Below are 12,474 nucleotides of genomic sequence, written 5' to 3'. Positions count from 1 at the left end.
CTGGCCGGCGGGCGCCGGCGGCGAGCCGCACCCGGCGGAGCCCGCCGAGCCGGCCGAGCCCGCGCCGGCCGAGACGGGCGAGGCGCGCGCCGCCAGCAGCAGCCAACACCCCCGCGTCTCCTACGTGTTGCGGATCAACGGCGCCGAGCGCGAGGTGGCCGACGCCTGGATCGGCGAGTCCCTGCTCTATGTGCTGCGCGAGCGGCTCGGCCTGGCCGGCGCCAAGGACGGCTGCTCGCAGGGCGAGTGCGGCGCCTGCTCCGTGCAGGTCGACGGCCGGCTGGTCGCCGCCTGCCTGGTGCCGGCCGCCACCGCCGCCGGCAGCGAGATCCGCACCGTCGAGGGGCTCGGCGCCGACGGCCAACCCTCCGACGTGCAGCGGGCGTTGGCCGGCTGCGACGTGCAGTGCGGGTTCTGCCTGCCGGGCATGGCGATGACCGTGCACGATCTGCTGGAGGGCAACCACGCGCCCACCGAACTGGAGACCCGCCGCGCGCTGTGCGGCAACCTCTGCCGCTGCGGCGGCTACCGGGGCGTGCTCAACGCCGTCGGCCAGGTGGTCGCCGAGCGCGCCGCCCGGGCCGCCGAGGTGGCGGCCGGCGCCGAGCGGCCGGCGGACGAGGCCGACCCGACGCCGCCCGAACCGGCCGCCGCCGAGCCGGCGTTGCCCCGCATTCCGCACCAGGCCGGGCCGCCCACGGCCGCCGGCGGGTACCCCCAGGCAGGAGGCATGTGATGGCGGAACCCCACGGCCCGGCCGACGCGGCCACCACCGTCACCCTGCACACCGCCACCGGCACCAAGCCGGCGCGCGGCACCCGCGCCCACCCGCACGGCCTGGGCGCCTCGGTGCCCTCGGCCGACGCCGAGACCAAGGCCAGGGGCACCTACCCGTACACCGCCGACCTGTGGGCCGAGGGCCTGCTGTGGGCGGCGGTGCTGCGTTCGCCACACCCGCACGCCCGCATCCGCTCCATCGACACCGCCGACGCCGAGGCCATGCCCGGGGTGCGCGCGGTCGTGACGCACGAGGACGTCACCGGCGACGGGCTGTTGGGCCGGCAGGTCACCGACCGGCCGGCGTTCGCCTCCGAGGTGGTGCGCTACCACGGCGAGCCGGTGGCGGCCGTCGCCGCCGACCACCCGGAGACCGCGCGGCTGGCCGCGGCGGCGATCGCCGTCGAGTACGAGCCGCTGGAGGCGGTCACCAACCCGCAGCGCGCCTTCGAGGCCGACCCGCCCGCGCACCCCGACGGCAACGTCATCCGGCACATCCCGCTGCGGCACGGCGACCCCAACGCCACCGGCGAGGTGGTGGTCGAGGGCTTCTACCGGATCGGGCGGCAGGACTCCGCGCCCATCGGCGCCGAGTCGGGCCTGGCGGTGCCCCGGCCCGACGGGGGCGTCGAGATCTATGCCGCGGCCACCGACCCGCACACCGACCGGGACCGGCTGGCCGGCTGCCTGGGCCTGACCACCGAGCAGGTCAAGATCTATGTGACGGGTGTGCCGGGCTCGTTGGGCGACCGGGAGGACCAGACGTTCCAGCTGCCGCTGGCGCTGCTGGCGATCCGCACCGGCTGCCCGGTGAAGCTGGCGGCGACCCGCGAGGAGTCGTTCCTGGGGCACGCCCACCGCCACCCGACCCTGCTGCGGTACTGGCACCACGCCGACCGCGAGGGGAAGTTGGTCAAGGTCGAGGCGCAGCTGGTGATGGACGCCGGCGCCTACGCCGACGACTCGGCGGACGCGCTGGCGGCGGCGGTGGCGTTCGCCGCCGGGCCCTATGTGGTGCCCAACGCGGTGATCGACGGCTGGGCGGTGCGCACCAACAACCCGCCGGCCGGCTTCCTGCGCGGCGAGGGCGCGTTGCAGGTGTGCGCGGCCCACGAGGGGCAGATGGACCGGCTGGCCGCCCAACTCGGCATGGACCCGGCCGAGTTGCGGGCCCGCAACGTGTTGGCGACGGGCGACTCGCTGCCCACCGGCCAGACGGTGACCTGCCCGGCGCCGGTCGCCGAACTCCTGGCCGCCGTGCGCGAGGCGCCGCTGCCCTCGCTGCCCAAGGACGGCCCGATCGAGGACTGGCTGCTGCCCGGCGGCCCGGACGGCGCGGGCGACCCGGCGGCGGTGCGGCGCGGCGTCGGCTATGCGCTGGGCATGGTGCACATGCTCGGCGCCGAGGGCACCGACGAGGTGTCCACGGCCACCGTCCGCGTCGAGGGCAGCCAGGCGACCGTGCTGTGCGCGGCCGTCGAGACCGGCCAGGGCTTCGCGACCCTGGCCCGGCAGATCGTTCAGGAGGTGCTGGGCGTCGACGAGGTGGTGGTGGCGCCGGTCGACACCGACCAGCCGCCGGCCGGGCCCGGCGGCCGGGGCCGGCACACCTGGGTCTCCGCCGGCGCGGTGGAACGGGCGGCGCGCATGGTCCGCACCCAGCTGCTCCAGCCGCTGGCCGCCAACTTCGGCATGTCCGCCGAGCTGTTGAGCATCGAGGACGGCCGGATCACCTCCTACGACGGGGTGTTGTCCACGCCGGTCGCGGAGGCGCTGGAGGGCAAGGAGCTGTGGGCCACCGCGCAGTGTCGCCCGCACCCCACCGAGCCGCTGGACGCGGCGGGGCAGGGCGACGCGTTCGTCGGGCTCTCGTTCGCCGCCGTGCGCGCGGTGGTCGACGTGGATGTCGAACTCGGCGCGGTGCGGGTGGTGGAGATGGCCGTCGCGCAGGACGTGGGGCGGGTGCTCAACCCGCGCCAGCTGCGCACCCGGATCGAGGCCGGCGTCGCCCAGGGCGTGGGCGCCGCGCTCACCGAACACCTGCGGGTGGTGCGGGGTGAGGTGCGTCACGCGGACCTCTCGGCGTACCAGCTGCCGACGGCGCTCGACGTGCCGGAGGTGAAGGTGGTGGCGCTGCTGGAGGAACGGGACGTGGTCGCGCCGTTCGGCGCCAAGACGGCCAGCGCGCCGCCGTTGGTGGCCTCGCCGGCGGCGGTGGCGGCGGCGGTGCGGGCGGCGACCGGGCAACCGGTCAACCGGCTGCCGATCAAGCCCCAGTTCGCGGTGGGCGCCACCGGCTGATCCGCGCGGCGCGTTCGTTTCCGGCGTGTGAACGGCTCTCGGCCCAGGCCGCCGGGACCAGGACTTCTGGTCCTTTTATCCATAGGCAGGGGGCGGGTTCGGTCCTTACCGTGGACGCATGAGACCCACCGAGGCCGCCGAGCGCGACACCGATCCGGAAGAACCCGGTCCCACCCGATCATCCGCAGGACCGGGCGGCCCCGCCCGAACCTCCGACGCCGGCCTCCACGACCCGCCCGCCGATCCGGCGGGCGGTGTGCTGTCCGCCCCCTACCGCGCCCTGACGCTGGGCTGCGTGGCGACCGTGCTGCTGATCGCCTTCGAGGCGATGGCGGTGGGCACGGCGATGCCGGCCGCCGCCGAGGCGCTGAACGGGGTCTCGCTCTACGCGTTCGCGTTCTCGGCGTTCTTCACCACCAGCCTGCTGGGCATGTCGATCGCCGGGCAGTGGTGCGACCGCTCGGGGCCGCTGGCCCCGGTGCTGGCCGGGATAGCGACCTTCGCGCTGGGGCTGCTGCTCTCCGGGACCGCCCAGTCGATGTGGGTCTTCGTGGTCGGCCGGGCGCTCCAGGGCGTGGGCGGCGGGCTGGTGATCGTGGCGCTCTACGTCACGGTCCGGCTGGCCTTCCCCGAGCGGCTGCGGCCGGCCGCGCTGGCCGCGTTCTCGGCGTCCTGGGTGGTGCCCTCGATGGTGGGCCCGGTGATCGCCGGCACCATCACCGAACAGCTGGGCTGGCGTTGGGTGTTCCTCGGGATCACGGTGCTGGTGGTGCTGCCGCTGGTGGTGCTGGTGCCGGCGCTGCGGCGGTCGGCCTCGGGGCCGCCGGAGGGCGCGTCGCGGACGCTGGACCGCCGCCGACTGCGGCTCGCGGTCGCCGTGGCGGTGGGCGCGGGGCTGCTCCAGTACGGCGGGCAGGAGTTGCGCTGGGTCTCGCTGCTGCCGGTGGCCGTGGGGGTGGCGCTGCTGGCGCCTTCGGCGGTGAGGCTGCTGCCGGCCGGAACGTTCCGGCTCAGGCGCGGGCTGCCCTCGGTGATCGCGCTGCGCGGGGTGATCTCCGCCGCGTATCTGTCGACGCAGACCTTCCTCCCGCTGCTGCTGGTCACCCAGCGGGACCTCTCCTACACCCAGGCCGGGTTGTCGCTGGCCGCGTCCGGGGCGACCTGGGCGGTCGGCTCCTGGGCGCAGTCCCGCCCGTGGGCCGAGCCGCACCGCCTGCGGCTGGTGCGGCTCGGAACGCTGCTGATCACGCTGGGAGTTGGCACCACGCCGCTGGTCCTGCTCTCCGCGGTGCCGGTGTGGCTGCCGGTGCTGACGCTGGGCGTGGGCGCGTTCGGGATGGGGTTCGTGGTCTCGACGGTCGGGGTGCTGGTGCTGCGCTTCTCCACCCCGAAGGAGGCCGGCGGCAACGTCGCCTCGCTCCAGCTGTGCGACAGCCTCGCCAACGTGGTGATGCTGACCACCGTCGGCTCCCTGTTCGCCGCCCTCGGCGGCGACGCGTCGGCCGCCGCCGGCCACGCGGCGGAGACGGCCGCCGGGACGGCGGTCGGCCCGGGGGCGTTCGTCGCGGTCTACGCGGCGACGCTGTCCGCGGCGCTGCTGAGCATCGTGGTCGGCGGCCGCCTGGGCCCTGCCGGGGGGCGCCCTGCCGGGCGGGCTCGGGGAGACGGCCGGGGGTGATGTCGTCGTACGGGTGCCGGTACGTGGCGTCGCCAACGCGCACGCGGAGTTGCCGACCGCATCACCCGCGCCCGTGGGGGGTTTGGGGGCGCGGGGAACTGCGCGAGCAACTGTCGTGGGCCGGTACTCGACGACGCACCCGCCCCCCAGCGAGGCCCCCCCGGGGGCGCCCCCAGGCGCCTCCCGGGGCCGAGCCCCCGCCTCGCCCAGCGCAGCGTCCCGCGCAGCGGATAGGCTCGGCGGGTCCGACCGCGAACGCCTCGAACCCCGCCCCGGAGACCGTGAGTACCACGCAACCGTCCGCCTCGCCGGCCGCCCACTCCTCCCATCTCTCCCCGGCCTTCCCCGGGCGCGCGCCCTGGGGCACGGCCAGCAAGCTCCGCGCCTGGCAGCAGGGCGCGATGGACGAGTATCTGCGAACCCAGCCACGGGACTTCCTCGCCGTGGCGACGCCGGGCGCAGGCAAGACGACCTTCGCGTTGACGCTCGCCTCCTGGCTGCTGCACCACCACGTCGTCCAGCAGGTCACCGTTGTCGCGCCGACCGAGCACCTCAAGACGCAGTGGGCGGAGGCCGCCGCCCGGATAGGCATCAGGCTCGACCCGGAGTACAGCGCGGGCCCGCTCGGCCGTTCGTTCCACGGGATCGCCGTCACCTACGCCGGCGTCGGCGTTCGCCCGATGCTGCACCGCAACCGCTGCGAGCAGCGGAAGACGCTGGTGATCCTCGACGAGATCCACCACGCCGGCGACTCCCGTTCCTGGGGCGAGGCGTGCCTGGAGGCGTTCGAACCGGCGACGCGGCGGCTGGCGTTGACGGGCACGCCGTTCCGTTCGGACACCAACCCGATCCCGTTCGTCGCCTATGCCGAGGGCGTCGACGGGGTGCGCCGCTCGGTCGCCGACTACACGTACGGCTATGGCAACGCGCTGGCCGACGGCGTGGTGCGGCCGGTGATCTTCCTCTCCTACAGCGGCAACATGCGCTGGCGGACCAAGGCCGGCGACGAGGTGGCGGCGCGGCTCGGGGAGCCGATGACGAAGGACGCGATCTCGCAGGCGTGGCGCACCGCGCTGGACCCGAGGGGCGAGTGGATGCCGGCGGTGCTGCGCGCCGCCGACCAACGGCTGCGGGAGGTCCGCCGGTCCATCCACGACGCGGGCGGGCTGGTCATCGCCACCGACCAGGAGTCGGCCCGCGCCTACGCCAAGCTGCTGCGCGAGATCACCGGCGAGTCACCGACGCTGGTGCTCTCCGACGACGCGGGCGCCTCGGGCCGGATCGAGGAGTTCCGGGCGTCGGACGACAGGTGGATGGTCGCGGTGCGGATGGTGTCCGAGGGCGTGGACGTGCCCCGGCTGGCCGTCGGTGTCTACGCGACGACGATCTCGACGCCGCTGTTCTTCGCCCAGGCCGTGGGGCGTTTCGTCCGTTCCCGGCGGCGTGGCGAGACGGCCTCCGTCTTCCTGCCGACGATTCCCCAGCTGTTGGGCTTCGCGCACGAGCTGGAGCTGGAGCGCGACCATGTGCTCGACAAGCCGAAGGGCAAGGAGGACGAGGACCCGTTCGCCGAGGAGGCCGCGCTGCTGGCCGAGGCCGAGCGGGAACGGGACGAGCCCGGCGAGGAGGAGCAACTCCCGTTCGAGGCGCTGGAGTCGGACGCGGTCTTCGACCGGGTGATGTACGACGGCGCCGAGTTCGGGATGCAGGCGCACCCGGGCAGCGAGGAGGAGCAGGACTACCTCGGCATTCCGGGGCTGTTGGAGCCCGACCAGGTGCAGATGCTGCTCCAGAAGCGCCAGGCCCGACAGATCGCGCACAGCCGCCGGAAGCCGGACGCCGAGGCCGACCTGATCGAACTGCCGGCGGAGCGCCGCCCGGTGGTCACCCACAAGGAGCTGATGGAGCTGCGGCGCGAGCTGAACTCGCTGGTGGGCGCCTATGCCCACCAGTCGGGCAAGCCGCACGGGGTGATCCACACCGAGTTGCGCCGGGCCTGCGGCGGCCCGCCAACGGCCGAGGCGACCGCCGGGCAGTTGGAGCAGCGGATGCGCAAGGTGCGGGAGTGGGCCACCCGGATGCGGTGAGCCCGCTGAGCCCGCTGAGCCCGCTGAGCCCGCTGAGCCCGGTGCGCCGGGGCGGCGTTCGCGGGGCCCGGGTGACCGTGGACGCACGCCCGAAGGACGCCCGACTCGCGCGTCGGGAAGGTGAGTTATGCCGTTTTTTTCGGGCGGAACGGCCGGCCGTCGCTCGGATTCTGGACAGCCTCTTCCGCTGAGCGGTAACTCTGGATACATTTCCGGACACGCGTACACCCCGGGTGGCAGAGCCGCCTCCGGGACGTGCTGCCGGCTTGTGCTACTTGGCAACCGCGACCGTTGGCCCACGCGCGTGCCGCGGCCGGGTCGGGCGACGCGGGCTCGGGGGCGGCGGGCTCACCTGAGAAGGGGGCGTCGTGACCACGGAGACCTCTCAGACGCTCGATCGAGGACTGCGAGTCCTCAAACTCCTGGCAGAAACCGATCACGGGCTGACCGTGACCGAACTGTCCCGTCGACTCGGCGTTAACCGGACGGTCGTCTACCGGTTGATAGCCACCCTGGAACAACACGCCCTGGTGCGCCGCGACGCCGGCGGCCGGGCCAGGGTCGGGATCGGGGTGCTTGGCCTGGGCCGCCAGGTGCATCCCCTGGTGCGGGACGCGGCGCTGCCGGCGCTGCGCTCGCTCGCCGAGGAGCTGGGCGCCACCGCCCATCTGACCGTGGTGGACGGCACGGACGCACTGGCCATCGCCGTGGTGGAGCCGACCTGGACGGACTACCACGTCGCCTACCGCACGGGTTTCCGGCACCCGCTGGAGCGCGGGGCGGCGGGCCGGGCGATCCTCACCCGCCGCTGCAAGGACATCGACAACGAGGACGGATTCGTCGCCACCCACGGGGAGTTGGAGGCCGGGGCCAGCGGGGCGGCGGCGCCGCTGCCGGCGGAGTGCGGGGTCGAGGGCAGCGTCGGCGTGGTGATGCTGAGCGAGACCGTGCCGCCCGAGGTCGGGCCCCGGGTGGTCAAGGCGGCCAGGGAGGTCGCCGACGCGCTGCGCTGAGCCGAGGGCGTCGGCGACGCCGGCGGCTTCGGCCGGGCCACCGGGCCGCCGGCCGGAACGAGGCGCGGGCTGCGTTAGATTCGCTGCCATGCCCGCAGCGCCGGCCGCATCGAAGGCCACCCCCGACTCAGCCGACCCCGCACCGTCCGAGCGCCGCAGGCGTCGGGTGCTCGCTGGCTGCGGCGTGGCGTTCGCCGCGCTGCTCGCGGTGGCCGCGCTGGCGCCGCTGCCGTTCGCGGTGACCGAGCCGGGGATGACGGCAGACGTGCTGGGCGAGCACGACGGCTCCCCGGTGATCCGGATCGAGGGCGCCGAAACCCTGCCCAGCGCGGGCGAGTTGCGGATGACCACCATCAGCGCGACCTCGCCGGAAGCCACCGTGCGGCTGGCCGACGTGATCGGCGGCTACCTCGCCGGCGACCGGGCGGTGCTGCCACGGGAGTCGGTCTACCCGGTGGGCGACTCGCCGCAGGAGATCAGGGACCACAACGAGGAGCAGATGCGCTCCTCCCAGGACGCGGCCGTGGCGGCGGCGTTGGGCTATCTCGGCCGGTCGGACGAGGGCGTCGAGGTGGAGCTGAACCTCTCCGACGTCGGCGGCCCCAGCGCCGGGCTGCTCTTCTCGCTGGGCGTGGTCGCGCTGTTGGACGGCGACGGCTCGGGCGGCGACCTCACCGGCGGCGAGGTGATCGCCGGCACCGGCACCATCGACGCCGAGGGACGGGTCGGCGCGGTCGGCGGCGTGCCGCTGAAGACCCACGCGGCCAGGAACGACGGCGCGACCGTGTTCCTGGTGCCGCGCGACGAGTGCTCGGCGGCCGAGGGGAACGCCCCGGACGGCCTGCGGCTGGTGCCCGTCGAGACCCTGGAGGGCGCGGTGGACAGCCTGCGCGCGCTGGCCTCGGGCGACGAGGGCGCGGTGCCCTCCTGTTGAGCGGCGAGCCCGGAAAGCCCGACCCGTGAGACGGAAACCGCCCCCGCGAGTGCAGGTCGCGGGGGCGGTTGTGGGGGGTGGTGTAGTTACAGATTCCCCCGCCGCGCCTGTTCACGCTCGATTGCCTCGAAGAGAGCTTTGAAGTTCCCTTTTCCGAATCCCATCGACCCGTGCCGTTCGATCAACTCGAAGAAGACCGTCGGCCGATCCTGTACCGGCTTGGTGAAGATCTGCAACAGATAGCCGTCCTCGTCCCGGTCGGCCAGCACCCGGTGTTCGCGCAGCGTCTCCACCGGCACCCGGGTCTCGCCCACCCAGGAGCCCAGCTCGTCGTAGTACGAGTCGGGAACGCCCAGGAACTCCACGCCCGCCTCGCGCATCGCGGCGACGGTGGCGACGATGTCGTTGGTGGCCAGCGCGATGTGCTGGACGCCGGGGCCGCCGTAGAACTCCAGGTACTCGTCGATCTGTGACTTCTTCCGGCCCGGCGCCGGCTCGTTGATCGGGAACTTCACCTTCCGCGAGCCGTCGGCCACCACCTTGGACATCAATGCCGAGTACTCGGTGGCGATGTCGTCGCCGACGAACTCCTTCATGTTGGTGAAGCCCATCACCCGCTGGTAGAACTCCACCCACTCGTTCATCCGGCCCAGTTCGACATTGCCCACGCAGTGGTCGACCGCCTGGAAGAAGCGCCGCTCGGGGCGGGCGACCAGCGGGCTCGCCGGGACGTAGCCGGGCAGGTAGGGGCCCTTGTAGTCGCCGCGTTCCACCAGGGTGTGGCGGGTCTCGCCATAGGTGGCGACGGCGGCGAGCACCACGGTGCCGTTCTCGTCGGAGAACTCCTCCGGTTCCGCGAGCGGCCGGGCGCCCTGGGCGGTCGCGTGCGCGAACGCGGCCCTGGCGTCCGGCACCTCGATCGCCAGGTCGACCACGCCGTCGCCGTGCTCGGCGACATGCCGCGCCAGCCGGTGGCCCTCCTCGCTCTCCGGCCTGATCACCGAGGTCAGAACGAACCTCGCCCCGCCCGACTCCAGGACGTAGGAGGCGAGTTCGGGGCTGCCGTGCTCGGGGCCCCGGTAGGCGACGAGGGTCATCCCGAACGCCGTGGAGTAGTAGTGCGCCGCCTGTTTGGCGTTGCCCACCGCGAAGACCACCGCGTCCATGCCCCGCACGGGGAACGGGTCGTGTCCGTGGGTCTCGTTGCTTGTGTGCGCAGTCATGCTCGAAGGGTGCGCCCGTCTTGCACTCTGTGCAATAGTTGGCGCTTTCTCTGGGCATGTTGTGCAGTGCGCCCCGGGGTTCGGGGGACGTTCCGTACAGGATGCCCAGGGCCGGCGGGGCCGTGGTGCGGGAGGGGCTCGACGGGAGTGAATCGGGAGATGGCGATCGACGCGTTGGACGCCCGGCTGATCGAGCTGTTGGCGCGCGAGCCGCGCATCGGCGTGCTGGAGGCCAGCCGGCGGCTCGGGGTCGCGCGCGGCACCGCGCAGGCGCGCCTGGAGAAGCTGCGCGCCCGGGGCGTGATCAGGGGCTTCGGGCCCGAGATCGACCCGGCCGCGATCGGCTTCCCGGTCACCGCCTTCGCCACCCTGGAGATCACCCAGGGCGTGGGCGAACGGGTCCGCCGCCACCTCAGCCGGGTCCCCGAGGTGCTGGAACTCCACACCATCACCGGCCAGGGCGACCTGCTGTGCCGGCTGGTGGCCCGCTCCAACGAGGACCTCCAGCGGGTGATCGACCAGGTCGTCGGCTTCCCCGGCATCGTCCGTTCCTCGACCGTGATCGCGCTCTCCCACCCGGTGCCGCTGCGGATGCTCCCGCTGGTGCGGCACGCGGTGGCGGGCTCGGCCGGCTCGTCCGGCTCAGTCGGTGGGGTCGTCGCCGACGGTGAGGTCGGGGGAGTCGCCGCCCCGCTCGGGGAGGTCGACGCCGGGGTCGGCCAGCCCGCCGAGGTCGGCGAGGTCGCCGAGCGGAACGAGGTCACGCCGGCCGGGGACGAGGTCGCCGGCGGCGCGCCGCCCCGGGTCGGGGAGCCCGAGCAGGTCGGTGAGGTCGGCCAGGTCGGTGAGGTCGGTGAGCCGCGCCGGGTCCGCCGGCCTCGACGGTAGCTCCGAGCCGCCCTCGGGCTCGGCGGCCCGCTCGTGCGGCACCTCGGGCTCGGGGCACTCGGCGAACTCGGGGCGCTCGGCGAACTCGGGGCGCTCCGCGAAGGGGGCCCTCAGCAGGGCCGCCAACTCCGCGTCCAGGTCGCAGTCCCGCCCCTCCCGCCCCGGCGGAACCACCCGCATGGTGCGTTCCAGCCACGCCGCGACGGTGTGCGCGGGAATCCTCAGCAGCGCGTCGCCGTCGGGCGAGCGCAACGACAGACAGATCCTCGTTCCCCACGGCTGGTACTCCTCGGGCACCTCGGGCCACACCCGCACGTCCCCCTGCCCCGACGGCCGGAAGACGCCCTCGACCAGCAACTCCCTGGCGAAGGTCCAGTGCACGGGCGAGTCCGAGCCGATGTGGAAGGTGATGTGCACGGCGAAGGGGTCGTCCGAGCGGTAGGTGAGCCGGGCGGGGACGGGGATGCTGCGGTCGGCGGAGAGCACCAGCTGGACGTCCAGCTCCCGCTCGATGATGGTCTGCATGGTCAAGACCCCCTTGTTCTCGGGTTGTTCCAGGTCCGTTCCTTCGGGCCGCCGAGGGCGCCGCGCGGCGACCGGTCGGCGCCGCTGCCGGAGAAGAGGGGAACGGGCGGCGACTCTTACGCGGGTTCGCCGGACTTTTTCTCCGTCGTCCCCGCGCGGGGGAGGCGTCGGGGGCGTCAACGGGCCAGCGAACGGCGGGAGTCGGGCTCTGGCGCGGGCAGTTGGGGTGCCTCGGTTCCCCGGTCGCCACGGCTGTTGGTTAGGGTCCGTGGTACGACAGACTGATGGGGGATACCGCCGTTCGCGCGGCGACGTAGCATCGTATCCCGCAGCGACCATCAGCACGATGCACGGACGAGGAGATTCGGCCCGCCTATGAGCCTCCCACCCGCAGGAAACGCCAGCGGCGGCCCGGGGCCCAACTGGTATCCCGACCCGTCCATTCCGGGCTACATCCGGTACTGGGACGGCCAGACCTGGGTCGCCGGCAGCAGCCGGCCCGAGCCCAGGGAAGGCGAGCCCCTGCCCGCGCCTCCGGCGGCGGGCGCCTCCTCGGGCCCGCCCGCGCAGGGTGACCAGAACGCCAGGGGAGCGCTGCCCGTCCGGCAGAACCGCGCCGAGATCGCCGCCAGTCGCGACCAGCACGTGGGCGGGGGCCGGCCGGACGAGGACGTGAGCACCTCACCGGTGGCCGCCGCAGGGCGCGTTGACCCCAGGGGCCAGTTCGTGCGGACCCCGTCCGAGGGTTCGGAGCCGCCGCCGGCCGTGCCCCAGCAGTCGGGCGGTCGGCCGAAGGACAAGCCGGAGAGCCGCAACGAGCAGACCTTCGGCCTGCGCCAGGCGGACCTTCCCCAGCAGCGGCCCCCGGCGGCCTCCTCGGGCGGTCCGGCCGGTGCGCCGGCCGGTGGCCCTCCGGGCCTCGGCCTGCCGGGTGCGCCCAACGCGGCGGCGCCGTCCGCCGGTTCGGGTGGGTCTTCGACCCCGCCGGCTTCCGGTGCGCAGCAGCAGCCGCCGGCCTCGGGCGGTCCGGCGGCCTCCTCGGGCGGTC

At 74.2% G+C, this 12,474-nt stretch carries 8 protein-coding genes and 2 pseudogenes; 8 read left to right on the top strand and 2 right to left on the bottom strand.

Going from position 1 to position 12,474, the window contains the following annotated elements; all coding sequences use genetic code 11:
* From EBN88_RS24100 to EBN88_RS24075, 6 genes are all read left to right on the top strand, one after another.
* The coding region (locus EBN88_RS24100; protein ID WP_147472825.1) for a (2Fe-2S)-binding protein at positions 1 to 736 on the top strand (736 nt) is incomplete at its 5' end.
* Positions 736 to 3,078 (top strand): xanthine dehydrogenase family protein molybdopterin-binding subunit, encoded by a 2,343-nt coding sequence (locus tag EBN88_RS24095; protein WP_122399173.1) that lies wholly within the window; start codon positions 736 to 738, stop codon positions 3,076 to 3,078. The genes EBN88_RS24100 and EBN88_RS24095, both read left to right, overlap by 1 nt.
* A gap of 118 nt (positions 3,079 to 3,196) precedes the next feature.
* Positions 3,197 to 4,756: an MFS transporter gene (locus EBN88_RS24090; protein ID WP_122399172.1), complete on the top strand. Its 1,560-nt coding sequence runs from the start codon at positions 3,197 to 3,199 to the stop codon at positions 4,754 to 4,756.
* A gap of 281 nt (positions 4,757 to 5,037) precedes the next feature.
* Positions 5,038 to 6,843 carry a DEAD/DEAH box helicase gene (locus tag EBN88_RS24085; RefSeq protein ID WP_122399171.1) on the top strand — a complete coding sequence of 602 codons (1,806 nt, stop codon included), beginning with the start codon at positions 5,038 to 5,040 and terminating at the stop codon, positions 6,841 to 6,843.
* A 368-nt stretch (positions 6,844 to 7,211) separates the two neighbouring features.
* Positions 7,212 to 7,856, top strand: coding sequence for an IclR family transcriptional regulator (locus tag EBN88_RS24080; RefSeq protein ID WP_122399170.1), 645 nt, complete (start codon positions 7,212 to 7,214; stop codon positions 7,854 to 7,856).
* A gap of 88 nt (positions 7,857 to 7,944) precedes the next feature.
* Positions 7,945 to 8,790 carry a hypothetical protein gene (locus EBN88_RS24075; RefSeq protein WP_233580898.1) on the top strand — a complete coding sequence of 282 codons (846 nt, stop codon included), beginning with the start codon at positions 7,945 to 7,947 and terminating at the stop codon, positions 8,788 to 8,790.
* An 86-nt stretch (positions 8,791 to 8,876) separates the two neighbouring features.
* On the opposite strand, the gene hppD is transcribed toward EBN88_RS24075, so the two are convergent.
* Positions 8,877 to 10,013: a 4-hydroxyphenylpyruvate dioxygenase gene (hppD, locus tag EBN88_RS24070; protein WP_122399168.1), complete on the bottom strand. Its 1,137-nt coding sequence runs from the start codon at positions 10,011 to 10,013 to the stop codon at positions 8,877 to 8,879.
* 159 nt (positions 10,014 to 10,172) lie between these two features.
* On the opposite strand from hppD, the pseudogene EBN88_RS24065 reads away from it, so the two are divergent.
* A pseudogene (locus EBN88_RS24065) lies at positions 10,173 to 10,640 on the top strand (Lrp/AsnC family transcriptional regulator); the annotation flags it as partial.
* Between the two features lie 372 nt (positions 10,641 to 11,012).
* Here EBN88_RS24065 and EBN88_RS24060 read toward each other — a convergent pair.
* Positions 11,013 to 11,426 (bottom strand): annotated as a pseudogene (locus EBN88_RS24060) (SsgA family sporulation/cell division regulator); the annotation flags it as partial.
* A 375-nt stretch (positions 11,427 to 11,801) separates the two neighbouring features.
* Here EBN88_RS24060 and EBN88_RS24055 point away from each other — a divergent pair.
* The coding region (locus EBN88_RS24055; protein WP_147472824.1) for a DUF2510 domain-containing protein at positions 11,802 to 12,474 on the top strand (673 nt) is incomplete at its 3' end.

The organism is Streptomyces triticirhizae (genome assembly GCF_003696235.1).
GTDB lineage: Bacteria > Actinomycetota > Actinomycetes > Streptomycetales > Streptomycetaceae > Streptomyces > Streptomyces triticirhizae.
The sequence above is the reverse complement of the archived record's forward strand: the minus strand, read 5'-3'. Positions and strand labels throughout refer to the sequence as shown.